This window comes from Microbacterium sp. SCPM-O-B-15248 (M128), assembly GCF_058214835.1.
The window spans coordinates 73,177-96,550 of the sequence record NZ_JBYQLI010000006.1; the positions used below are offsets into that span (position 1 = coordinate 73,177).

Below are 23,374 nucleotides of genomic sequence, written 5' to 3' on the forward strand. Positions count from 1 at the left end.
TGCCGGGATCAGTCCTCGCGCTATTCCCGTGTGTCGCGCACGGGAGCGGTGGGAGCGGGGCCGACAGGCCCCATCATCAGAGGGTTGGTCAGCGGGATGCACCCGCAGGTGGTGCCGAATTCGATGTCGATGTCGACCGTCTCGCGGCGGGGCGGCAGGGTCGGATCCTCGGTGCGTTCGGCCAGGAGACGCATGGCCTTGGCCGCCACGGTCTGGACGGGGACGACGCCCTGGGTGGGCTTGAGTCCCGTCACGGTCGCCTCACCGATCGAGTCGATCGTGGTCACCAGGACGTCGCGCGGCACATGCAGTCCGAGTCGGGCGATCGCGGCCATGGCACCCCAGAACATACGGTTGTTCGTGGCGAACACCCCGAACGGAGGGGTCAGATCGCGGAACAGCTCGAGCGCACCGGCTGCGGCGTCGTCCGGGGTCGAGTGCCCCGAGGTGATGTGGGGTTCGAGACCCGCCGCTCGGACGACACGCAGGTATCCCGCCTGCCGGTCTCGCACGTTGGACACGGTGGTGTTCCCCGCGACGAGGGCGACCGAGCGCAGGCCGTGATGGCGGACGAGATGCTCCACCAGGCGACCCGCAGCGCGGGAGTTGTCGGCCAGGACGTGATCGGCGATCTTTCGCACCGACGGCACCGTGCGATCCACGATGACGGTCGGGATCTCGGAGACCGCATCCGGGAGGCTCGGGGCACCGCTGGGGAGGATGATGAGCCCGTCGACGCGCTGCTGTCGGAACGTCCGTAGATAGCGCTCCTCCTGAGCGGCCTCCTCGTCCGAGTCGCCGAAGAGCAGGGTCGGCGAGGACGGCGAGAGACGCTCCTCGATGGCGCGCGTGAGGAGGGCGAAGAAACCGTTGCGGACGTCCGGAAGGATCAGTCCGATGAATCCGGACTTGCGCGTGCGCAGGCCCGTCGCCGCAGCGTCGCCGACGTAGGCGAGCTCGGTGACCGCGTCCATGACACGCTGCCGCGTGGCGTCGGTGACGTACATCTCGTCGTTCAGCACACGAGACACCGTCTTCGTCGACACGCCCGCCGCGCGGGCGATGTCGACCAGTCGTGCGGGCGGACGCAAACCAGGGCGAGGCGAGGAGGTGTTCATGAGTACACTCTCCCGGTCATCGGCAGACACGGCGGACGGGTGCTCGGACTCACCGGTGCCCCCGGGCCAGTGCGGCCTGCTCCACCGGCGCCAGGGGAACCGCGTCGGCGGGCGGATACTTCTCGGGCTCCCACCATCCCGCGGCCACGCCGGCGAGCAGTCCAGCTCCGCGAGACACCGCCTCGCGCTCTTGCGCCATCGCGACCGGATGCCGGGTACGACGGATCTTCGCCTCGACCCACCGGCGGCTGCGGAGCCCTCCGCCGATCAGGAGCGTCTGGCCGGAGACACCGGAGAGCGCGCGCAGTCGTCGCTCCGCATCCGCCGAGGTCTCGGCGTATCCCTCGAGAGCGCCCGCCCAGGCGACCTCGGGGGCGAGCGTCCGGATCTCCTCGGACACGACGCCTTCCTGCAGGTCGAGAAGCACCGAGAGAGGAAGCGGTGCGGCTTCGACGCCGATGGCCGCGAACTCGATGTCGTCCCGATCCACTCGCAGCGCGTGGCGGAGGTGGCGCATGGCCAAACCGGGCCGCAGCGTCTCCCACAGAAGCATGTGGCGTGACGTTCCGGGCCACGCGGTGATCGTGAGGTCGCCGAACTGATCGGGCCAGCGCGGATGCGTACGCACGGCGTCGGTGGCGGGAGCCCACGCCACGACCAGCGGCTCTCCCGTTCCCATGGAGTCGATCACCTCCGTGTGGTCGCCGCCGGCCCCGATCACTCCTACGGGGTGGTCGTGACCGGCGATGGTCACGGGGATGCCGGCGCGCAGGCCGCTCCATCCGGCCCCCTCCGCCGACACGCGACCGAACGCCGTGCCGCCGATGCGCGCGGGGGCCCAGACGAGGGAGTCCAGGCCGAGGAACGACAGGATCTCGCGGTCGTACTCCCCCGAGAGCGGATCGAACGCACCGCTCGAGGCCGCGAGCGACTGCTCTTGCGCGAGGGCACCGGTCAAGCGCCAGAGGGTGAGGCCCGCCACGCCCGTCCACGTCCCACCCGTGCGATGACCGTTGCGGAGGAGCCAGCCCAGTTTGGCGATGCTCGTCACGCTGCGGGGAGCACGTCCGGTGCGGCGGTAGATCTCCTCGGAACCGAAGTGGGCGGTCACCGCGTCGACGATCTCCGCACCGCGGGAGTCGTGCCACGCGACGAGCGGGAGATCGCTCGGCCCGTCCGGCCGGATGATGGTGCCGGTCTCTCCCATGCTGGCCACACCGACGGCCGCGACGCGCGTCGCCAGAACGCCGAGATCTGCGATGGCTGCCTGGATGGCGGAGAACAGCGCTTCCGTGCTCATCTCCACGCCGTGGGCGCTGGTGGCGAAAGGGGTGGGTGCCACGCCGATGCCGATGGACCGGCCGTGGCGGTCGATCGCGTTCGCCTTGATCGACGACGTGCCCAGGTCGATGCCCAGCAGCAGCTCGTCTCGCATTGCGGCCTCCGCGTTCCTCGTCGGCGTCATCGCCGGCGGTGCTCTGTCTAACGATGGACAAAGTAGCACGGGTCCCCTAGCCTGTCTACCGTTGTCAGAATCGCCCGCGCTGACGGGCCGACGAAACGGAGGACGAGCCCGTGGCTCTCATCTCACTCACCGACGCGCTCGACGCTGCACGCGCCGGATCCTACGGAGTCGGTGCGTTCAACGTCACCGATCTCGCACAGGCCGAAGCCGTGCTCGACGCCGCCGCCGAGACGGACTCCCCCGTCATCGTGCAGACCATCGCCGGCGCCTCGACGCACGGTCGCGACGAGCTCTTCTGGGAGGCGCTGGTCAATCTCATCGCTCACTACCCCGACGTGCCCGTCGTTCTGCATCTCGACCACGGGGCCACCTACGAGGACTGCGCACGTGCGATCGCGGCGGGGTTCACCAGCGTCATGATCGACGGATCGATGCGCGACGACCATGTCACACCGGCCACCTTCGAGGAGAACGTCGCCGTGACCCGACGTGTCGTCGAACACGCCCACGCGCACGGCGTCTCGGTGGAAGGCGAACTCGGCACGATCGGGGGATCCGAGGACGGCGGTGCCAGCAGCAAAGAGATCGTGCTCGCGGATCCCGACGAAGCCGAGCGCTTCGTCTCCGCCACCGGCGTCGACGCTCTGGCCGTCGCGATCGGCACCTCGCACGGCGCCTACAAGTTCACCAGCCCCCCAGACGGCACCGTTCTGCACATGGATCTCATCGAACGGATCGCCGCGCGCGTGCCGAACACTCACCTCGTCATGCACGGTTCGTCGTCCCTTCCCGCCGACCTTCGTGAGGTCATCAACGCCCACGGGGGCAAGCTTCCGGAATCGTGGGGCGTGCCGGAATCCGAGAAGGCCCGTTCCACGCAGCTGGGGATTCGCAAGATCAACCAGGGCATGGACTCCCACATGGCCCATGCCGCGGCAGTCCGCACCTACCTCGATGAGGACGGCATCGGGTGCGACCCGGCCCTCTACGGCTCTCGCGGACGCGTGGCCATGCAGAACATGGTGGCGGAGCGCATGCAGGTTTTCGGCCAGGCAGGTCAGTCCTACCGGCACCGGTGAGACGCCGCGTCGCGGCCGCGAGAACAGGCCGTGAACGGAGAACAGGCCGATTCTCGACGAATCGGCCTGTTCCTGTGGCATCCCCTGTTTGCGCGACCGGCCGGGGCACTGCCCGACCGGTCGCGACGGGCGCTTACGGCGTGGGCATGCCGCCGTTGACGTTGAGCGTCTCGCCGATGACGTAGCTCGACTCCGCGGATGCCAGGTAGACGTAGGCCGGCGCGAGCTCGGCGGGCTGTCCCATGCGGCCGAGCGGGGTCTCCTCGCCGAACTCGGCGACCTTCTCCTGGGGCTGCCCGTCCGACACCTGCAGCGGCGTCCAGATGGGGCCCGGAGCCACCGCGTTCACGCGGATGCCCTTCGGTGCCAGCTGCTGCCCGAGAGCCTTCGTGAAGGCGTTGATGGTCGCCTTCGTCGAGGCGTAGTCCACCAGGATCGCCGACGGCGAGTACGCCTGGATCGAGGTCGTGTTGATGATGGCCGACCCGGCGGGCAGGTGGGGCAGCGCCGCCTTGGTGATCCAGAACATCGCGTAGACGTTCGTCTTGAACGTGTCGTCGAACTGCTCGTCGGTGAGGGTCGTGAGATCCTCGTTGAACAACTGCTTTCCGCCGTTGTTCACCAGGATGTCGAGACCGCCGAGCTCCTCGACCGCCTGGGCGACGAGCGAACGGCAGTACTCCGGGTCGCGCAGGTCGCCGGGGATCTGGGCGACGGTCGCGCCGGCCTCGCGCAGGATGCCGGCGATGCGATCGGCATCCTCCTTCTCCTCGGGCAGGTACGACATCGCCACCGAGGCGCCCTCACGGGCGAAGGCGATCGCCGTGGCGGCGCCGATGCCGGAGTCGGCGCCCGTGATGAGGGCCTTGCGTCCGTCGAGGCGCCCGCTGCCGGTGTACGTGTCCTCGCCGAGTGCGGCCTTGGGCGTCAGCTCGGCGTCCAGGCCGGGCTCGGGCTGGTGCTGCTTCGACGGCTCGATGTCGGCGTAGAGCTTGGCGGGGTCGGTGAAGGTGTACTGCGTGGTCATGACGAGTCCTTTCGAGGGGATGCCGGGACGAAGGCCGCCCCGGCGGGAAGGTCAGCGGTCGCCGAGTTCTGTGTCGTCGACGACCTCACGGATGACGAGAGCGGCGTTGATGAGTGCGAGGTGGCTGAGGGCCTGCGGGAGGTTGCCCCAGAAGGCCCCGCCGTCCTCGGCGATCATCTCGGAGTAGATCCCGACGTCGTTGGCCTGGGCGACGAGCGCATCCATCGCCTCGATCGCCTCGGCGTGACGTCCGACGCACGCCAGGGCCGTCGCGCGCCAGAACGCGCACGCGACGAAGGTGTGCTCCTCCTGATCCATGCCGGTGTACCGGTAGACGAGGTGGTTCGCATTACCGAGGCGTTCGGTGATGGCATCCAGGGTCTTCGACATGCGCTCGCCCCGGTCGAACCCGGTGGGGGCGTGCAGCAGCACCGAGGCGTCGAGGTCGTCGGTTCCCGGACGCAGTGTGTAGGCCTGCATGGTCTCGGACCAGCAGTGCTCTTCGACCCATGCGTGGATACGGTCGCGCTCGGCACGCCAGCGGTCGCCGTTGTCGGGGATGTGGCCCCCGGCGGCGAGCCACTGCGCATCGTCGAGAGCTTTCCAGCACCCCATCTTCGACGAGGTGTAGTGCTCGAGCTCGGGCAACTCCCACATGCCCGAGTCCGCGCGTCGCCACAGGTCGCACGTGCGGTCAGCGACGTCGGCGAGCAGTCGGCCCGTCTGAGTGTCGAGGCGGTTGCCCGCTTCGACGTACGTGCGGCAGATCGCGATGAGGTCGCCGTAGACCCCGAGCTGCAGCTGCCCCTGAGCGGGGTTGCCGGTCACGACGGGCTGGATGCCGTTCCACCCGGGCACTTCGTGCTTCTCCAGGCCCACATCGGCTGCGCCGTCGAGGGTGTACATGACCTGCACCTCGGGGCCGTTCTCGCGGATCGTGCGCAGCAGCCACGAGATCGCCGCGTGCGTCTCCTCGCGCAGTCCGAAGCCGACCCACGCGTGCGCGGTGTACGCGAGATCGCGCACCCACGCGAAGCGGTAGTCCCAGTTCTTGCCGCCGCGCGGGTTCTCGGGGAGCGAGGTCGTCGCGGCGGCGGCGATCGCCCCGGTGGGGCTGAACAGCAGGAGCTTCAGCGCAAGGGCGCTGCGTTGCACGTCGTCGGCCCACGGACCGTCGTACGAGAACTCCTGCGACCACGCCGACCAGCCGTCGATCGTCCGGTCGATCCCGCGGTCGACATTCGTCGCGTCGGGGACCCGTAGCGGTTCTCCTTCGGTCGCCGCGATGACCAGGAGGTGGCGCGAGCCCTTCTCCGTGGTGAAACCGCCCGCGATGCTCTCGCTGCGCTCGTCGGGATGTCCCTGGATGCCGTGCTCCTCGCCGACGACGGCGAGCGAGACATGCCCGATCCGCATGATCGAGAACCCGTCGATGCGTTCGGTCCACGGCGAAGCGGAGCGCAGCATCGTGCCCGGCTGCACACGCCACGCGAACTCGACCTCGCCGCGCACGCCCTCGACGCGGCGTGCGAACTCGGCCCACGGGAGGCGTCCGGCGATGCCCGTGACCATGGCATCCGTCAGTTTCGCCACACCCGTCTCGGTCGTGAAGGTCGTCTCGAGCACGTTGGTGTGCGCGACGTACCGGCGCGTCACCGTGTACTCCCCCACCGGGGAGAGTTCGATGCACCCGCCGGAGGATTCGTCGACGATTCGCGCGAACACGGGACGGGAGTGGATGTTCGGCAGCGGCAGCCAATCCACGGCTCCGTCGAGCCCGATCAGCGCGACCGTGCGACCGTCGCCGATCGCGGCGTAGTCGCGAAGGGGGCGGGACGGCGGGGGCGGAGTCATGGGCACGGTTCCACGCTAGGAACGCGGCGACCAGCCCGGGGCGGGGTTGTCGATCAGCTGCGGAGCGGCTACGGAGCCGAGGCGCTACCCCGCCGCCGACGCGCCCGCAACCCCCGCCGCGCCCACGGCCGACCGTCCTAACGTCGACAGCGAACGTGAGCGAAAGGAATGCGAATGGCCGCCACCACGAAGGACGCACCCACCAAGAACCGCCGTCGCCCGGCTCGAGGCGGCAGCGGCCCCGAGACCACCGACGAGCAGAACGCCGAGAAGGGCTTCCAGGCGTCCGAGAAGCTCACCGGCGCGCTGCAGGCCGTGCTGATCGACCTCATCGAGCTGTCGGTCCAGGGCAAGCAGGCCCACTGGAACGTCGTCGGCAAGAACTTCCGTGACACTCACCTCCAGCTCGACGAGATCATCGAGGCGGCGCGCGAGTTCAGCGACACCGTCGCCGAGCGCATGCGCGCGCTGCACGCCCTGCCCGACGGCCGCAGCGACACGATCGCCGAGACGACGACCCTGCCGGAGTTCCCCCAGGGCGAGATCGACACGGCCGAGGTCATCGACCTCATCACCGAGCGCATCGACGCCGTCGTCGGCACCGTCCGCGATGTGCACGACGGGGTCGACGACGAGGACCCCACCAGCGCAGACATCCTGCACTCGATCCTCGAGCGTCTCGAACAGCTGTCATGGATGGTCAGCGCCGAGAACCGCGTCGCCCGCAAGTAACCGCGGCGGAGGACACACCGGATGCCGGGGCCTGAGGGTCCCGGCATCCGTCGTTCGTCGCGGGGTCCGGCGCGCGCAGCGCCGAGCGGTGCCTCCCCGACCACTCGGGGTGTGGGACGCTCGATGACGTCGGCGGACGCCGACGGGAACCGGGGGGATCCATGTCGAACGGTCAGGTCGACGACGTCCGAGCACGACGGGGAGCCTAGTGGTTCCTCCTGATCGGGGCGACGGGTGCGGTGGCGGGCCTGCTGCCCTGGCTCACCACCGGCCCGTTCCTCCCCCTCCAGAATCTCGAGGAGACCGGCGATGCGTCGCGGGTGGGACCGTTCGTGCTCCTCCCCTTCAGCCAGTACGAGATCACGACGATCATCGTGCTCCTGGTGATGGGCGGTGTCGCCGCGGGGATCGCAGCCCGCGCCCTGCGGTCGCGGCCCGGTGTCACGCGAGCGATCGCGACGGTCGGCGGGCTCGCGCTGGTCCAGGTCGTCGCGATCATCGAGACCGCGCTCGTGACGGCGAGCGTGCTGCAGGAGCGCGTGGAGTCGACGGTGTACCTGCTCCTGGTCACCGCCGTCGCGATCTTCGCTCTCGTCGTCTCCCTGGTCTCCGCGTTCGTGCTCGCCGCCGCGCCCCGCGCAGGCGCCGGAGTCGCCCTCGCGATCGGTGCGATGGCCGCGGGCATGTGGATCGGCGCGTGGCTGACGCTGCCGTTCGCGTACGGTTCTCCGTTCGCCGCCATCCTCCCTCTGACCGTCCACCTCGGCCCGGTTCTCGTCGGCGCCGTGATCGCCTGGACGGGGGTCGACACCATCGGGCGCGTGGCCGCAGCGGTGGTCGGTCTCCTGCTCGTGTGGGTGGTCCCCGCCCTGAGCACGGCGCTCGCGTCCGCCGCGGGGACGCGCGTGCTCGCCCGTGATCTCCCCGGGATGGCCGACTACGGCGTCACCGTGTTCTTCTCCGCGCTCTCGCTCCCGGAGCTGACCCTGCCCTCGCTGGTCGTCACGGTGGTGGTCGCCGCGGCCGGTCTCGCGCTGCGACGGGTGCTGCCCCGGGCGCGTCGCGCCGGTGCGGTTGAGCCGACTCGGTGAGCCGCCCGTCCGACGTCCCGCGTCCGTTCGGGGCTCCGGACGCCGGCCCGGTCAGCGCCCGGGAAGGACGAGCGGCGGCCGCGGCCCTTCGAGCCGGGCGATGGAGGCCTTGATATCGGCGATGTTCACCGTGATTCTGACGATATTGGCGTCGATGGTGAGAAGGCGCTCGTCGATCTGCCGTTCGCGAGCGTCGATGCGCGCCATTCGCTCGTCGAACCGCGCATCCGCGCGGTCCATCCGCGTCTCGGCGCGCTCCATGCGGGACTCGATCCGGTCGAATCGCTGATCCATCTGCTCGAACCGGTGATCGACCTGCGCGAATCGGCGGTCGACCTGCTCGAACCGGCGGTCGACCTGCTCGAACTGCCGCTCCGTGCGACGCTCGACCCGATCGAGCATCCACTTCATTCCGCTCAGGATCGCCGCCGCGAAGGTCAGGAAGAACGCGGCGAGTGCGATGAGGGCCTGAGCGGTATCGAGGGTCACGGTCGGTCCTTCGGGGCGGGGTGGCATCGACTTCACGGACGCCCTCGGTACGCAGGCCAGCGCCCCTCGGCGTTCGGTGGACAACTTCACCCCCACGCCCATCGAGGAGGAACCGTCAGATCCGCAGCACCTCGGCGACCCGCACGACCGCCGTCCCCTCTTCCTCGGACGCGGCGAGATCGACGTCGGCACGGATGCGCCAGTCGTGATCGCCGGCGGGGTCGTCGATCGTCTGCTCGACGCGCCACACACCCTCCGCCGCGGCCGACTCGTCGATGTCTACGTACGCCGACGATCGCGCCGCTCCCCCGGTGCCGATCGCATCGTGCTCGTCGAAATAGGCGTCCAGCGCGGCGGGCCAATCCACGTCGGGGTCGAGTTCGACGAGTTCGTCGTCGCGCTGCAGGGCCGCGAGCTGCACGCGCCGGAACATCTCGTTGCGCACGAGCACGACGAACGCGCGGCGGTTGGTGAGGATCGACGGCGGTGCCGGCGGCACCACGGGCGCGGTCGGGTCGTCGGCGGGGTTGATGAGCTGCTCCCACTCGTCGACGAGGCTCGAGTCCACCTGTCGCACGAGTTCGCCGAGCCACTCGATGAGATCGAGCAGGTCAGGGGTCTGCGCATCGACGGGTACCGTCTGGCGGATGGCCCGGTAGGCGTCGCTGAGGTAGCGCAGCACCAGTCCCTCGCTCCGGGCGAGCTGGTACAGCGAGACGAACTCCCCGAACGACAGTGCCCGCTCGAACATGTCGCGCACCACCGACTTGGGCGACAGCTCGAAGTCGCGGATCCACGGCTGGCTCGACGCGAACACCTCGTACGCCTGCGCGAGCAACGCGTCGAGGGGCTTGGGCCACGTGATCTCCTCGAGCAGCTCCATGCGCTCGTCGTACTCGATGCCCTCGCGCTTCATCGCCGCGACGGCCTCACCGCGCGCGCGGAACTGCTGCTGCGAGAGCACCGGCCGCGGATCGTCGAGCGTCGCCTCGATGACGCTGACGACGTCGAGCGCGTAGTGCCCGGTGCCGACCGACGACGCCGGGGGCGCGGCATCCGGCCCCCGTCCCAACTCCACCTCGGGATCGAGCATCTCGATCGCGGCGAGCGCGAACGGCGACAGCGGCTGGTTGAGCGCGAAGTTCGGCTGCAGCTCAACGGTGAGCGCAATGCGTGAGGAGTCAAGATCTGTCGCCTGGGACCCTCCCTGGGCGACAGATTTCGACCCCTCACGCGGCGGGAGCACCTCGACCACGCCGGCCTGCACGAGGGTGCGGAAGATCGCGAGCGCGCGGCGGGCGAGCTCGTACTTCCGGGCCTGCGGTTCGTGGTTGTCGAACACCAGCGACCGCACGTTCTCGAAGACGTCGCCGCCGCGGGCGATGACGTTGATGAGCATCGCGGCGGTGAGCTTCATCTGCGGCTGGAGCGGCTCGGGCTCCGCGGCGACGAGGCGGTCGTAGCTCTGTTCGGTCCAGTTGACGAAGCCCTGCGGCGCCTTCTTCCGCACGATCTTCTTCTGCTTCTTGAGGTCGTCCCCGGCTTTGAGGATCTGCGCGGCGTTCTCGATCTCGTGGTCGGGTGCCATGACGACGACCGTGCCGGCGGTGTCGTAGCCGGCGCGGCCCGCGCGCCCCGCGATCTGGTGGAACTCTCGCGCCGAGAGCTGGCGCATGCGTGTGCCGTCGTACTTCGTCAGCGCCGTCATCAGCACGGTCCGGATCGGGACGTTGATCCCGACCCCGAGAGTGTCGGTACCGCAGATGACGCGCAAGAGCCCGCGCTGCGCGAGCGTCTCGACCAGGCGCCGGTACCGCGGGAGCATCCCGGCGTGGTGGACCCCGATGCCGGCGCGCACGTACCGCGACAGGGTCTTGCCGAAGCCGGTGGTGAAGCGGAACCCGCCGATGGCCTCGGCGATCTCGTCGCGCTGCTCACGGCCGATGATGCGGATCGACGACAGTGCTTGCGCGCGCTCCATCGCCGCCGCCTGAGAGAAATGCACCACGTACACCGGCGCCTGGCGAGTGTCGAGGAGCTCTTGCACGGTCTCGTGGATGGGCGTCCGGGCGTACTCGAAGTGCAGGGGAACGGGCCGTTCGACGCCGGTGACGCGGGCGGTGGGCCGACCGGTGCGGCGGGAAAGGTCGTCGGCGATGCCGGTGACATCGCCGAGCGTCGCCGACATGAGGATGAACTGCGCGCGCGTCAGCAGCAGCAGCGGCACCTGCCAGGCCCAGCCGCGGTCGGGCTCGCCGTAGTAGTGGAACTCGTCCATCACGACCTGGTCGACCACGGCATCCGGGCCCTGTCGCAGGGCGAGGTTGGCGAGGATCTCGGCCGTGCAGCAGATGATCGGAGCGTCGGAGTTGACCGAGGAATCGCCCGTGACCATCCCCACGTTCTCGGCGCCGAAGATCTCGACGAGGGCGAAGAACTTCTCGCTCACGAGCGCCTTGATGGGGGCCGTGTAGTAGCTGCGGCCGCCCCGGGCGAGGGATGCCGCGTGCGCGGCGACGGCGACGAGGGACTTCCCCGTCCCGGTCGGCGTGGACAGGATGACGTTCGCCCCCGACACGATCTCGATGACGGCCTCGTCCTGGGCGGGGTAGAGCGTGAGCCCGCGCTCGCTCGCCCACTCGACGAATCCCAGGTAGGCGGCATCCGGATCGGTGCCCGCGGGCACGTGGTCGAGGAGCGAGGTCACTGCTCCACCCTCTCATCCCCCGATCCGCGACCCGCCGGTCGCGCTCAGTCGGCGTCGGAGAAGACGCCGATCCGATCCCCGTCGCGGACGAACTGGACGGCGCTGCCGACGGGGAACCGCTGGCGGAAGGCCTCGGGCAGTTCGGGGGTGACGACGAACTCCACCGTCGCGGGGAAGGCGCCCGCCCCGCACCCGCCGTACCGGAAACCGCCCTGGAAGGTCCCGTCGTCCTCGGTCCACGGGGCGTCGGCCGTCTCGATGAGGAACAGGCACTCGGCACGGTTGCCGGCGGAGTCGATCTGCGTGGAGCCGGCGAACGTCGTCAGCCCCAGGAAGTCGGCGTAGCCCTCCACCTCGGACGGGTCGATGCCGAGCGGCGACAGCGAGTCGGTCTGAACGGACGGATCAGGCAGCAGGGTCTCCACCTGAGCGACGCCAGCGGTGCGCGCGACCGGAACGAAGGTCGCCGCGGCGACCGAGGCCGCGCTCGCCACGGCGGCGACCGCGGCGAGAGAGCCGGCCCACAGCCAGAGCGTCCGCGGGCGGTGTACGACGGGCCTCCGGGAGGGGCGCTCCGGGATGGTCGCTTCCTCGTCGTCCTCCCCCTCGGTGTCCGCCCTCGTCGGGTCGTCCTCGGGTTCGGAGGATCCGGTCCGGACCGGTGGCGAGACCGCCGCCTCGGCCCGGCGTCGCCGTTCGAGGTCTTCCAGTTCGTGCAGTCGCGCCCAGGCGACCGGGTCGTCGGCGAGATCGGCATCCGGCCCGTAGGCGCGCGCGCGAAGCCTCGTCAGTTCGTCCTGCGCCTCGGCATCCATCCCGTGAATCGTCCCACAGCACGCGGAGTCGAGGGCGGGGCTTGCATGCGTGGGAATAGACCTGAGGATGCCGCGTTGCATACGTCATGCGCTCTTTCGGCACCCTCTCCTTCGGGCACTACGGCCCCCTCGGCGGCGGGCATCACCTGTCGGCCGGCGACTCGATGCTCCAGGCGATCGACCTCGCCCAGGGCATGGACGACCTCGGCGTGAACGGCGTCGCCTTCCGCGTCCACCACTTCGCTCGACAGCAGTCGGCGCCCATGCCGCTGCTCGCCGCGATCGCGGCGCGCACGTCGCGCATCGAGGTGGGCACCGGCGTCATCGACATGCGGTACGAGAACCCGCTCATGCTCGCCGAAGAGGCGGCATCCGTCGACCTGATCAGCGGGAACCGACTCGCGCTCGGCGTGAGCCGCGGGTCTCCCGAGACGGTCGTGCGCGGCTACGAGGCGTTCGGCTACACGGGGTCCGAGGACGAGCGCGGCGCCGACATCGCCCGCGAGCATTTCGACCTGTTCCTGCGCGCGATCGACGGCGAGGGTCTCGCCGAGCGCGATCCGATGAGCCCCTTCGGCGGCGGCACCGGTCTGCAGCGCATCGAGCCGCACTCCCCCGGGCTCCGCACGCGCATCTGGTGGGGCGCCGGCACGACGGCGACCGCCGAGTGGGCGGGCCGCAAGGGCATCAACCTCATGTCGTCGACGCTCCTCACCGAGGCCGACGGCACGCCCTTCGACATCCTCCAGGCTCGGCAGCTCGACGCCTTCCGCGCCGCCTGGGCCGAAGCCGGCCACGCGGGCACACCGCGCACGTCGGTGAGCCGCAGCATCTTCCCCATCATCAGCGACGAGGACCGGATGTACTTCGGCGGGTCGGCGGGCTCCGACCAGATCGGTGTGATCGACGGCATGCGCTCGACCTTCGGCAAGACGTATGCCGCCGAGCCCGACGCCCTCGTCGAGCAGCTGCAGAACGACGCCGCCGTGATGAGCGCCGACACCCTCATGCTGACGATCCCGTCGCAGATGGGCGTCGCGTTCAACCTCCGCCTCGTCGAGAACTTCGCGAAGTACGTCGCGCCGGCGCTCGGATGGGTGCCGACCCGCGACTCCGTGGCCGCGAACTGATCAAGACGCGGCGGTAAAGGTCACCACCCCGGAGTGCGGGCGAACATCGCGTCCGTCTCCGGGGTGACTCAACTTCGGGGCGGGGAGCGCGATGGTGCGATCTACCGGGCCCCGGCGGTCACCTCTGCGGGAGCAGGCGCCAGCGGGAAACGGACCTCGGCGATCGTGCCACTGTCGGGAGCATTGTCGAGGCTGATGGTCGCCTTCATCCCCGCGAGCAGGTCTCTCGTGATCGCCAGCCCCAACCCCGTTCCGGCGACCCCGTCATGGATCGTTCGCTGGGCGCGGTAGAAGGGCTCGAACAGCCGCTCGCGCTCCGCGGGGTCGATCCCGGGCCCCTCATCCTGCACGGTGACGATCACCGCATCCTCGGTGGCGCGCGCGGTGATCGTCACCGCTCCCCCGCGCGGCGAGAACTTCACGGCGTTGGTGAGGAGGTTGGTGATCACCCGGCTGAGATCACTCGCGTACGCCATGACATGCACGGAGGAGGCGCAGTCCACCTCGGTGGTGAGTTCCCTGCTCACGACGCTGTACCGCACGTCGAGCAGGCATTGCTCGATGACCTCCGCGAGCACGACCGGCACCGCCGGCGCCTCGGCGTCTTCCCGCTGCCGTCGGGCAGCGGCGAGCACGTTGCTGACCAGCTCGAGAAGGCGTTCGGAGTTGCGGAGGATCACCGCGACGTAGTCGCGTTCCACGGGAGTGCGCACGAGATCGGCCAGCTCCTCCGCATACCCGCTGATCGAGGTGAGCGGCGTTCTCAGCTCGTGCGACACGCTGGCGACGAAGTCGTCCTTCTGCTGGTTCATCGCCCGCAGCGCGTCGACGATCTGGCGCTGCTTCTCCAGCCGCGCGGCCATGACCGCCTCGGCCTCGCGCAGAGCGCTGAGATCCTCGACGTAGAGGAGGTAGAACGTGCCGTAGTCCGATCGGTCGAGCGCCTCGATCGTGACGCGCAAGAGAGCGTCGTCGCCCTCGTCGACCGGCCACGCCGTGGTGTCGGACCGGCCGGGCACGAGAGTCCTCGCGAACGATCGGAGCGTTCCGTCCGGCCGGACGACCAGGCCCGACTTCGCCGTCGCCGTCAACTCGGAGGCCAGCACGGTGGTCGCCATCGGGTTGATCTCCAGGACCACGAGCCCCCCGCCCGCTTCTTCCGACAGGATCGCGAAGCCGCTGCGGGCGCGCGCGAATCCCTCGTTCAAGAGTCGCCGGGTGCCTTCGCGCTGGTCGATCAACGCACGCTGGTGGGCCTGCGCCGCAGCGACGAACAGGGCTGTGACGGCCAGGGTGATGGCATAGAGCTGCAACAGGCTCACGACCCTGATCGCTCCGGCGGAATTGGCGAACGCCCCGCCGCCGAGGGCGGTCAACCCGCTCACCACGGCGATCGTCAGGACCAGTTGCGCGTACGTCACACGCATCGATTGCGTGAAGGCCGCGTACATCAGGACGGGCACCGGTAAGAACCCCAGCGGATCCCTCCAACCGGGGAAGAACGCCACCGCCGTGGTGGCGAGGGTGAGGAGCGTCAGCCCCAGGGAGATCCTCCACGGGGTCACGCGCTTCTCCCGTGCGATCAGGACGAGAGGGGTGATGACCAGAATGGCCGAGGTATGGGATGCGACGATACCGCCGACCGTGGAGAGGAACGACCCGCCCCCCACGGCCACGCCCGCTGCGATCCCGAGCCCGCCCACGGAGCCGCCGACGACCGCGCCCAGCATGAACCGGCCGGCGGCTTTCAGGTTGCGGATCCCCGGCGCGGCGGAGCGGCCCGTGGCGATGGTCGCCACGACGTACACCTCGAAGGCCGCCGACAAGCCGCCGAGGACGGCGACCCCCATCCCGCGCTCGCCGATCACCGAGACGGCGACCATCATCAGCCCGTAGCCCGCACTGACGTAGGGGCGCTGGGCTGACGAGGACATCAGGCCCGCAGCGGCACCGACACCCGCGGCGGGCCACCACCAGCTCAACGTCGCAGGCCCACTCACCCACGTGACGCTGGCCAGCCCCACGACGAAGCTGATGAGCAGGGTCAGCGCCAGCGCTGCCGAGTGGCGCCACCCCGGAAGCGCGCGCACCCTGTCGGCGATATTGCTGTGGGACATGCCGGGATAGTATCCGTGCAGAGACCCGATCGAGTGCCGTCGGGCACCCCGACTCGCGAGGCGCGGGCGGGAGGTCGGATGCCGAGGGGAGAGGGTCTCACGTGCCATCAGTACTCATCGCCGACGACGAGGTCGACCTCGCCCGACTCACGCGTATGCGCCTGGATGCCGCCGGTCTCGACGCCGTGGAGTGCTACGACGGCTCCACCGCGCTGCAGATCCTGCGCGAAAGCCGTCCCGCGGTGGCGATTCTCGACTGGATGATGCCCGGAATGGACGGCCTCGAACTCGCCCGCCTCGTCCGCGCCGACGATGCTCTGAAGAACACTCGCCTGATCCTGATGACCGCCCGCGTGGAGGCCGAGACGGAGGAGGGGTTCGCCGAGCGTCACGGATTCGACGTCGTCCTCATCAAGCCCGTCCCCCGCGCCGATCTCATCGCTACGGTCCTGAGCGAGCTCCAGGCGGCCCGCGTCGGCGCCTGACGCGTCCCCTCCCGCGTCTCCCGCGGTCGATCCGCGCCCGGGCCACGCCCTGGATAGATTCGGGGAATGCCTGCCCCCGCTTCCCCGCCCCCGCACGCCGTCGAAGCCCTCGCCGACCGCGTCGAGCGCGCGGCATCCGGATCCGCGCGCTTCCTGCTCGGCATCGCCGGCAGCCCGGGCAGCGGCAAGACGACCCTCGCGGCCGCGCTCGTCGACGAGTTGAACGCCCGCCTCGCCGGGGTGGCGGCCGCTCTGCCGATGGACGGTTTCCACCTCGCCAACGCCACGCTCGACCGTCTCGGGCGGCGCGACCGCAAAGGGGCACTCGACACGTTCGACGGCTGGGGGTTCCTCGCCCTGCTGCACCGGGTGCGGGCCGAGGCCGACCGTACTGTCTTCGCACCGAGCTTCCACCGCGCCGTCGACGAGGGCGTCGCGGGCGAGATCGCGATCGAGCCCGCCACGCGCCTCGTCGTGGTCGAGGGCAACTACCTCCTCGTCGACGACGGCCCGTGGGCGCTCGTGCGCGATGCTCTCGACGAAACGTGGTTCTGCACCGCTCCCCCGGCGGCGCGCGAGGCGCGCCTGATCGAGCGCCACACGCACCACGGGCGCACGGTGGAGGCGGCCACCGCGTGGGCGCGGAACGTCGACGGGGGAAACGCCGACCTGATCGAGACGACGCGCGATCGTGCCGACCTCGTGGTGTCCGGCGAGACAGGAGCCGTCGTCGCTCGCACCACTTGACAGCGACCCTGCAGGCTCGTAGGTTCATTACTCAAGTAACGAACCCAAGGAGTCCGATGCTCGACGACGGCAAGCCGATCTTCCTCCAGATCGCGGAGTCCATCGCCGACGGCGTCCTGGCCGGCAGCTACGCCGAGGGCACACAAGTCCCCTCGACCAACGAACTCGCCGCGTTCCACCGCATCAACCCCGCGACCGTCGGCAAGGGCCTCGGCCTGCTCGTCGATCGCGGCATCCTGCACAAACGGCGCGGGCTGGGCATGTTCGTCAGCGAAGGAGCGCGTCAGCGACTCCGCGACGAACGCACCACCGCCTTCCGCGCCGACTTCGTCGCGCCGCTGCTCGCCGAAGCGCACTCCCTCGGTCTCGATCTTCCCGACATCCACCGCATCATCGACCAGGAAGGGGCCTCGTCATGACACAGCCCGCCATCCGTCTGTCGGGGGTATCGCGACGCTTCCGTCGCACGCTCGCCCTCGACTCCGTGACCGTCGACATCCCCGAGAACGCCATCACCGGGCTCCTCGGCCGCAACGGCGCCGGCAAGACGACGCTCATGTCGATCATCGCCGGCCACGACCGGCCCAGCACCGGCTCCGTCGAGGTCTTCGGCACCGATCCGTTCGAGAACGCCGTGACGATGTCATCCATCAGCTTCGTGCGCGACAACCAGCGCTATCCCGAGGACTTCACGCTGCGCCAGGCGATCGAGGTCGCCCCGCTCTTCCATGCCGGATGGGATGCCGAGGTGGCCGAGCGCCTGATCCACGGCTTCCGACTCCCCCGGAAGACCGCGATCAAGAAGCTGTCGCGCGGGCAGGCCTCCTCGCTCGGGATCGTGCTCGGCCTCGCCTCGCGCGCACCCGTGACGATCTTCGACGAGCCCTACCTCGGCCTGGATGCCACGGCCCGACGCTTCTTCTACGACTCGCTCATGCAGGACTACCTCGACCACCCGCGCACGATCCTGGTGTCCACTCACCTCATCGACGAGATGGAGCCCCTGCTCGAGCACGTCGTGATCGTCGATGACGGACGCCTCGTGCGCACGGCCACGGCGGACGAACTGCGCGGCAGCGCCGTCACGCTGAGCGGACTCACCGCCGCGGTCGACGATCTGGCCGAGGGACGCCGCGTCCTCCAGCGCCGCTCGATCGGCGGTCTCACGTCGCTCGTCGTCGAGACCCGGGCCGACGACGACCTGCGCGCGCAGGTCGCCCGCACCGGCGTCCAACTGACCTCGGCCACGCTGCAGGACCTCGTCGCCGCCTACGGCGTCCAGAACGACACCCGGGAAGGAACCCTCGCATGACCTCCGCCACCGTCACCCGCTCGCGCGGCGCCGCGCCGCTGGATGTCCTGCGCCTGCACTTCGCGCAGCGCGCGATGCTGCTGCGCACCCCGCCGGGCATCATGCTCATCGTGTTCGCGCTCACCGTGATCATCGCGATCATCTTCTGGCGGATCGGCTCGGTCCCTGGCAGCCCGGAGTGGGTGCAGAACAGTCGCAACAACGCGGCGGTCTTCTGGGCGCTGCCCGGATTCTTCGGATGGCTCGGGGTCCAGACCGTGTCACTGACGTTCCCGCTCGCCCTGTCGCTCGGCAGCACCCGTCACACCTTCGTCTTCGGCACCGTGCTCACCCACGTCGCGCTCTCGCTCTACGTCACCGCCATGCTGCTGGCCCTGCTGGCCATCGAGCTGGCGACGGGGCACTGGTTCTTCGACATCTACATGACCGACGTCACGATCCTCGGCTCCGGAAATCCCGTTCAGCTCGCGGTCACCGCGTTCCTCGGCACGCTCTTCGTCCTCTCGGTCGGCGGCGCCTTCGCCGCCGCCTGGGTGCGGTTCGGAGCACTCGGGCCGATCGGGCTCGCGGCGGCGCTCGTGGTCTCGCTGGGGATCGTCGTGATCCTCCTCGTCCCGATCGCGTCGGCGTTCCAGCCGTGGTGGGTCGCGGCGGCGGCGGGCGTGGTGATCGTCCTCGCCCTCGTGGGGCAGTACTCCTTCCTCCGACGCGCGTCCGTGCGCTGAGGCCACGCGGCGGGTCCCGCTCACCGCGCCGGCGGGACCGGCATGGTGCGATCGAGCGTCCAGCCGTTCTCGTCCACCGCGCCCGCGCCCGGCCGCTCCGCGTCGCGGCGGGCCGCCTCGGCATCCGCGTACATCAGCGAGACGAGGCCGCGCTGCTTCCACAACTGCTCACGTGTGTAGGCGTCCTCGGACATGACGAACGCCCCGCCGCCGGTCCGACGCCGCAGCTCCGCGAGCCAGGCCGCATAGGCGGGATCGGGAAGGGATGCCGCGGGGAACGGCCTCGCCCGAGCGATCAGTCGCTCGGCGATGGCCTGCACCGTCCACGCGGTGCGGCCGTCGCGGAACAGGTCCCATTCGCCGGCGCTGGAGTAGCTCAGCAGCTCAGTGTCTTCGTCGTCGCCGTCCTCTGAGGGCACGTGGATGCGGCACCGCCAGTGCCCCGTGGCGTAGAGGTACGCATCGATCCGGATGCCGTGGTACCCGAGCTCGTGAGCGTGGGCGACCGCCGCGACCAGGGCGAACGGCGGGTGCGAGGGCGCGTCGGCGATATCCGTCATGGTGGTCGACCGTACCCGCCCCTCCTGTCGGCGGAACGGCGGCGCCGGGTCGATACCCGAAGCCGGATCTCGTCCTGCTCGAGTACCGTGTGCGGTTCGACGGACGCGACAGCCGCCGCGCGGCGCTGTGGCGTTGTGACCCGGAACCCCGCTGCGTTTTCCACCAGGGCACGGCGATCGGACAGAGCGAGGGCTGACCCCTCCTCCCCCTGTGGACGGTCTCGGCGCGATGTCGGAGGTTCGTGGCAGCATGTGTGTATGCCGGAACGACCACCGCTCTTCGACGATCGCGAGGACGCCGTCCTCACCGACGTCGTCGGTGCGCTGATCGAGAGCGAGCGCGCCCTCGCCGAACTCGAGGCGGCGCGCGTCCTGCAGTTCGCGGCCGCGATGCGTGTCGCCCTGCAGCGGTCGGCGCACCGGCCTCGAGCGGTGCAGGAGCGCGAGATGGCGCTGCGTTCGATCGCGGCCGAGATCGGCGTCGCGCTGCGCTGGAACGACCACACGGTGCAGCGCCGCCTCGGCGAAGCCCTGCAGCTGGTCGACGACTTCCCCGCGACGCTGCAGGCGCTGTCCGAGGGGCGCCTGAGCCCACGCCACGCCGCGGTGATCCGCGACATCGGCGTCGAGATGGACGATCCCGCCGTGCGGGCGGAGTACGAGCGCCGCGTGGTCGTGCGGGCCGCGAACGACACCGTCGCCGGCACGCGGGCCTTCGCGCGCGCTCTCGCCGAAGAACTGCACCCCGCCTCGATCACCGAGCGCTTCGCACGCGCCGAGCAGCAGCGCCGGGTCTGGATCGACGACGACGTCGACGGCATGGCGCGGCTCGGGGTGCTCGACGGGGCGACGAAGATCCGCGCGATGTACGACCGCCTCACCCGACAAGCGAACGAGATCCGCGCGGTCGCAGGGCCCGCCGCGGACGACGACACCGATCCGGATGCCGTGCACGACCGCCGCACGATCGACCAGGTCCGAGCCGACCTGCTGTGCGACCTCGTGCTCACGGGCCAGCCGGCGATCGATCCGACCGCCGACTCGCTTCCCGGCGGCCTCGGCGCGATCCGCGCGCACGTCTCGGTCACGGTGCCCGCCCTCACCGCCGTCGGGGCGAGCGACCGCGGCGCGTCGATCGACGGGCTCAGCCCCATCGACGCCGATACGGCGCGGCGGCTCCTGGCCGGCTCTCCCGCCTGGAACCGCCTCGTCACCCACCCGGTCACGGGCACCGTCCTCGCGGTCAACCGCTACCGCCCCTCTCCCGCGCTCCAGCGCTTCGTCCGCGCGCGCGACGTGCACTGCAGGTTCCCCGGATGCCGTCAGCCGGCGCGGCGATGCGAGATCGACCACAACCAGGACCACGCCCGCGGCGGACCGACGAGCCGGTGCAACCTCGCCTGCCTGTGCACACGGCATCACACCCTCAAGACCGAGACCCCCTGGGTGGCCCGACAGCTCCCTGACGGGAGCATCGAGTGGACGAGTCCGCTGGGCCGCGTGATCACCGATCATCCCGAGAGATACGTCGCCTTCGTCCCCGAACCGGATCCGCCGCCGTTCTGAGTCGCCCCGGCACGTCCGCCCTCCGCGAACCCCTCTCGCTGCATGAGCCCGACGATGCTTGGCTGGCGACCATGCGACGCATCCTCATCCTCGGCGGCACCGCGTGGCTCGGCCGCGCGATCGCGGCGGCCGCGATCACCGGCGGCGCTGAGGTGACGTGCCTCGCGCGCGGCGACGCCGGCGCCGTCGCTCCCGGCGCCCGGCTCGTCCGCGCGGACCGGAACGCCCCGGACGCCTACGACGGCGTCGGCGATGACTGGGACGAGGTCGTCGAACTCTCGTGGGATCCGCGATTCGTGGCATCCGGTCTCGACGCCCTGGCCGATCGCGCCGCGCATTGGACGCTGGTGTCGAGCGTGTCGGTCTACGCCCGCACCGACGTCCCCTTCGCCGACGAGACGGCGGAGCTCGTCGACCCCGTCGACCTCGAGCGGTACGCGGATGCCAAAGTGCACGCCGAGCGGATCACCTCGGCGCGAGTGGGCGAACGGGGCCTGCTCGCGAGAGCCGGCCTCATCGTGGGCCCGGGCGACCCCACCGACAGATTCGGATATTGGCCCGCGCGCTTCGCCCGCGGCGGGCGTGTCCTCGCCCCGGCGACGGCGGGGCGTCACGTCCAGGGCATCGACGTGGACGACCTCGCCGCGTGGATCGCGCACGCCGGGCGCGCAGGCACGAGCGGACCCGTCAACGCGGTCGGCGAAGAGGTCCCGCTCTCCGACGTCCTCGCGGCCGCCCGCGACGCGGCGGGCACCGCGAGCGAGACGATCGCCCTCGACGACGACACGCTCGAGTCCCGGGGAGTGGAGTACTGGGCGGGCCCCCGGTCGCTGCCGCTGTGGCTTCCCGCCGACGCGGGAGGCTTCGCGCGGCGCAGTGACGCCGCGTTCCTGGCCTCCGGCGGCGTGCGGCGACCGCTCGCCGAGACGATGCAGCGCACGCTCGCCGATGAGCGGGCACGCGGGATCGATCGCCCGCGACGCGCCGGGCTCACCCCGTCCGAGGAGCGCGAGGTCCTCGAGGGCTGACGGCCGCGGCTACCGGCCGTTGCGATCCGCGGCCGACCGCGGCGGCGCCGACGCGACCTCGAGCCGGTCGAGCCCGCGCAACGACGTCCAGACGAGCTCCTCGCCCTTCGCCGCGTGCTGCGAGGCGCGCACGGCCCGCTCGTCGGCCCACGAGTTCAGTACGTGACCACTGTGGCCCCGCACGTGTTCGAGCACCACGTCGGGCAGCCCCGCCGCACGCCGCGCGTCTCGCGCCGCGATCAGGGCCTCCAGGATGCCGCGGTTCGCGACCGGCTTCTTCGCCGAAGTGACCCACCCGCGCCGACGGTGACCGTCCATCCACGACGAGTACGTGTCGATGGCGTACTTCGAGTCCGCTTGCACGACGAGGTCGCGCACGTCGGCGTGATCGGTGATGGCGTGCAGCAGCCCCAGCAGTTCGCCGATGTTGTTCGTCCCCTCGGGGATCGACCCGGCCGCCCAGTGACCGTCCTCGCCCACCCATGCCCAGCCGGCGGGGCCCGGGTTGCCCTTGCAGGCGCCGTCAGTGGCGACGACGTAGCGATCGGAGGACGCGGACACGGCGGAGCTGCTCATCCCTCTATCCTCGCCGACCGCGGCGGCGGACCCGTCGTCGACGACCCGGATGAAGTGGCGGATGGACTCCGCCCGCTCCGCCCACGTCTTTCCGGGAGACCTCGGCAACATACCGACGACCACGTGGCACCGTAGAGGCCCCTTCCCCGTCAGAAAGCCTGCGCGATGTCCGAGCCCACCGCCACGTCCGAGCCCAGCACCACATCCGAGCCCAGCGCCACATCCGAGCCCCGTGCCCGCCTGCATCCTGCCGCGATCGCCGCTCTGACCGCTGCCGCCGTGATCATCGTGGCCGCGGTCGGGTTCCTGGTCTGGTTCCTGAACGGCCCGAACGCCGCGGCCGACCCGAACACGGCGGCGACGCAGAAGCTCACGCAGTGGCAGGAGCTGTTCGAGCGGTATCGCGCCGAGCACGGCCAGCTCCCCGACCTGCCCGACGGCGGCTATTGCCTGGGCACCGGGTTCCCGACCGGCAGCGGCGGCACCACCAACTGTCGCGATTACGACGCGAGCAGCTACTACACCGAGACGGGCAGCGTGCCGCTGATGGAGGCTCTCGCCTCCGTCGGCACGCTGCCCGAAGGAGTATCCGCTCCGGTCGGCGGCACCGTCGGCCCTTACGTGGAGTACCGCGGCGCCGAGGTCACCCTGCTGACCGCCGAAGACGGCGGATGCGTGGCTCCCGCCACCGACGTCTGGAACGACGGCGCCGCCCTCTTCGTCTGCGCGATCACGCTGACGCGCTGACGCC

22 protein-coding genes are annotated in these 23,374 nt (G+C 70.4%); 12 read left to right on the forward strand and 10 right to left on the reverse strand.

All coding sequences use genetic code 11. From position 1 onward, the window contains the following. Positions 1-20: 20 nt before the first annotated feature. Both AC3E6M_RS11510 and AC3E6M_RS11515 read right to left on the reverse strand, forming a co-directional pair. Positions 21-1,118, reverse strand: a complete 1,098-nt coding sequence (locus AC3E6M_RS11510; RefSeq protein ID WP_138175520.1) for a LacI family DNA-binding transcriptional regulator — start codon at positions 1,116-1,118, stop codon at positions 21-23. Positions 1,119-1,167: 49 nt separating this feature from the next. Beyond that, positions 1,168-2,553: an FGGY family carbohydrate kinase gene (locus AC3E6M_RS11515; protein WP_171024301.1), complete on the reverse strand. Its 1,386-nt coding sequence runs from the start codon at positions 2,551-2,553 to the stop codon at positions 1,168-1,170. A gap of 140 nt (positions 2,554-2,693) precedes the next feature. Between AC3E6M_RS11515 and AC3E6M_RS11520 the strand changes: the two genes are divergently transcribed. Beyond that, the gene (locus AC3E6M_RS11520) at positions 2,694-3,662 is read left to right on the forward strand and encodes a ketose-bisphosphate aldolase (RefSeq protein WP_490529961.1); all 969 of its coding nucleotides are present in this window, start codon (positions 2,694-2,696) and stop codon (positions 3,660-3,662) included. A gap of 133 nt (positions 3,663-3,795) precedes the next feature. Here the strand turns inward: AC3E6M_RS11520 and AC3E6M_RS11525 are convergent, their stop codons facing one another. Both AC3E6M_RS11525 and AC3E6M_RS11530 read right to left on the reverse strand, forming a co-directional pair. Continuing rightward, positions 3,796-4,689 (reverse strand): SDR family oxidoreductase, encoded by an 894-nt coding sequence (locus tag AC3E6M_RS11525; protein WP_138175526.1) that lies wholly within the window; start codon positions 4,687-4,689, stop codon positions 3,796-3,798. A 51-nt stretch (positions 4,690-4,740) separates the two neighbouring features. After that, the gene (locus AC3E6M_RS11530; RefSeq protein WP_490530075.1) at positions 4,741-6,543 is read right to left on the reverse strand and encodes a glycoside hydrolase family 15 protein; all 1,803 of its coding nucleotides are present in this window, start codon (positions 6,541-6,543) and stop codon (positions 4,741-4,743) included. Positions 6,544-6,717: 174 nt separating this feature from the next. On the opposite strand from AC3E6M_RS11530, the gene AC3E6M_RS11535 reads away from it, so the two are divergent. Both AC3E6M_RS11535 and AC3E6M_RS11540 read left to right on the forward strand, forming a co-directional pair. Continuing rightward, a complete protein-coding gene (locus tag AC3E6M_RS11535) occupies positions 6,718-7,275 on the forward strand; it encodes a Dps family protein (RefSeq protein WP_490529962.1) in 558 nt (185 codons plus the stop codon). Between the two features lie 239 nt (positions 7,276-7,514). Continuing rightward, positions 7,515-8,366, forward strand: coding sequence for a hypothetical protein (locus tag AC3E6M_RS11540; RefSeq protein ID WP_490529963.1), 852 nt, complete (start codon positions 7,515-7,517; stop codon positions 8,364-8,366). A 51-nt stretch (positions 8,367-8,417) separates the two neighbouring features. On the opposite strand, the gene AC3E6M_RS11545 is transcribed toward AC3E6M_RS11540, so the two are convergent. The 3 genes from AC3E6M_RS11545 to AC3E6M_RS11555 all read right to left on the reverse strand — a co-directional run bounded on the left by AC3E6M_RS11545 (position 8,418) and on the right by AC3E6M_RS11555 (position 12,377). Continuing rightward, the gene (locus AC3E6M_RS11545) at positions 8,418-8,855 is read right to left on the reverse strand and encodes a hypothetical protein (protein WP_490529964.1); all 438 of its coding nucleotides are present in this window, start codon (positions 8,853-8,855) and stop codon (positions 8,418-8,420) included. A 115-nt stretch (positions 8,856-8,970) separates the two neighbouring features. Beyond that, positions 8,971-11,562 (reverse strand): DEAD/DEAH box helicase, encoded by a 2,592-nt coding sequence (locus AC3E6M_RS11550; protein WP_490529965.1) that lies wholly within the window; start codon positions 11,560-11,562, stop codon positions 8,971-8,973. 44 nt (positions 11,563-11,606) lie between these two features. Beyond that, positions 11,607-12,377 carry a hypothetical protein gene (locus tag AC3E6M_RS11555; RefSeq protein ID WP_138173739.1) on the reverse strand — a complete coding sequence of 257 codons (771 nt, stop codon included), beginning with the start codon at positions 12,375-12,377 and terminating at the stop codon, positions 11,607-11,609. 86 nt (positions 12,378-12,463) lie between these two features. On the opposite strand from AC3E6M_RS11555, the gene AC3E6M_RS11560 reads away from it, so the two are divergent. Continuing rightward, entirely contained in the window at positions 12,464-13,507 is a 1,044-nt protein-coding gene (locus AC3E6M_RS11560; RefSeq protein WP_490529966.1) for an LLM class flavin-dependent oxidoreductase, read from the forward strand. A gap of 101 nt (positions 13,508-13,608) precedes the next feature. Here the strand turns inward: AC3E6M_RS11560 and AC3E6M_RS11565 are convergent, their stop codons facing one another. Next, on the reverse strand, positions 13,609-15,624 hold the full coding sequence (locus tag AC3E6M_RS11565; RefSeq protein ID WP_490529967.1) for a sensor histidine kinase: 2,016 nt from the start codon (positions 15,622-15,624) through the stop codon (positions 13,609-13,611). Positions 15,625-15,725: 101 nt separating this feature from the next. Between AC3E6M_RS11565 and AC3E6M_RS11570 the strand changes: the two genes are divergently transcribed. The 5 genes from AC3E6M_RS11570 to AC3E6M_RS11590 all read left to right on the forward strand — a co-directional run bounded on the left by AC3E6M_RS11570 (position 15,726) and on the right by AC3E6M_RS11590 (position 18,893). Continuing rightward, the gene (locus AC3E6M_RS11570; protein ID WP_138173745.1) at positions 15,726-16,109 is read left to right on the forward strand and encodes a response regulator; all 384 of its coding nucleotides are present in this window, start codon (positions 15,726-15,728) and stop codon (positions 16,107-16,109) included. A gap of 66 nt (positions 16,110-16,175) precedes the next feature. Then, positions 16,176-16,856 carry a nucleoside/nucleotide kinase family protein gene (locus tag AC3E6M_RS11575; protein ID WP_490529969.1) on the forward strand — a complete coding sequence of 227 codons (681 nt, stop codon included), beginning with the start codon at positions 16,176-16,178 and terminating at the stop codon, positions 16,854-16,856. Positions 16,857-16,912: 56 nt separating this feature from the next. Next, positions 16,913-17,275, forward strand: a complete 363-nt coding sequence (locus AC3E6M_RS11580; protein ID WP_490529970.1) for a GntR family transcriptional regulator — start codon at positions 16,913-16,915, stop codon at positions 17,273-17,275. Then, positions 17,272-18,168 carry an ABC transporter ATP-binding protein gene (locus tag AC3E6M_RS11585; RefSeq protein WP_138173752.1) on the forward strand — a complete coding sequence of 299 codons (897 nt, stop codon included), beginning with the start codon at positions 17,272-17,274 and terminating at the stop codon, positions 18,166-18,168. The genes AC3E6M_RS11580 and AC3E6M_RS11585 overlap by 4 nt, the downstream gene beginning before the upstream one ends. Then, the gene (locus AC3E6M_RS11590; protein ID WP_490529971.1) at positions 18,165-18,893 is read left to right on the forward strand and encodes a hypothetical protein; all 729 of its coding nucleotides are present in this window, start codon (positions 18,165-18,167) and stop codon (positions 18,891-18,893) included. The genes AC3E6M_RS11585 and AC3E6M_RS11590 overlap by 4 nt, the downstream gene beginning before the upstream one ends. Positions 18,894-18,913: 20 nt before the next feature. Here AC3E6M_RS11590 and AC3E6M_RS11595 read toward each other — a convergent pair whose 3' ends face one another. Next, on the reverse strand, positions 18,914-19,453 hold the full coding sequence (locus AC3E6M_RS11595; protein ID WP_171024231.1) for a hypothetical protein: 540 nt from the start codon (positions 19,451-19,453) through the stop codon (positions 18,914-18,916). Between the two features lie 258 nt (positions 19,454-19,711). On the opposite strand from AC3E6M_RS11595, the gene AC3E6M_RS11600 reads away from it, so the two are divergent. Then, the gene (locus AC3E6M_RS11600) at positions 19,712-21,019 is read left to right on the forward strand and encodes an HNH endonuclease signature motif containing protein (protein ID WP_490529973.1); all 1,308 of its coding nucleotides are present in this window, start codon (positions 19,712-19,714) and stop codon (positions 21,017-21,019) included. A 71-nt stretch (positions 21,020-21,090) separates the two neighbouring features. Beyond that, on the forward strand, positions 21,091-22,047 hold the full coding sequence (locus AC3E6M_RS11605) for a Rossmann-fold NAD(P)-binding domain-containing protein (protein ID WP_490529974.1): 957 nt from the start codon (positions 21,091-21,093) through the stop codon (positions 22,045-22,047). Between the two features lie 9 nt (positions 22,048-22,056). Here AC3E6M_RS11605 and AC3E6M_RS11610 read toward each other — a convergent pair whose 3' ends face one another. Then, positions 22,057-22,623 (reverse strand): ribonuclease H family protein, encoded by a 567-nt coding sequence (locus AC3E6M_RS11610; protein ID WP_490529975.1) that lies wholly within the window; start codon positions 22,621-22,623, stop codon positions 22,057-22,059. Between the two features lie 165 nt (positions 22,624-22,788). On the opposite strand from AC3E6M_RS11610, the gene AC3E6M_RS11615 reads away from it, so the two are divergent. After that, positions 22,789-23,370: a hypothetical protein gene (locus tag AC3E6M_RS11615; protein WP_490529976.1), complete on the forward strand. Its 582-nt coding sequence runs from the start codon at positions 22,789-22,791 to the stop codon at positions 23,368-23,370. Positions 23,371-23,374: the final 4 nt, after the last annotated feature.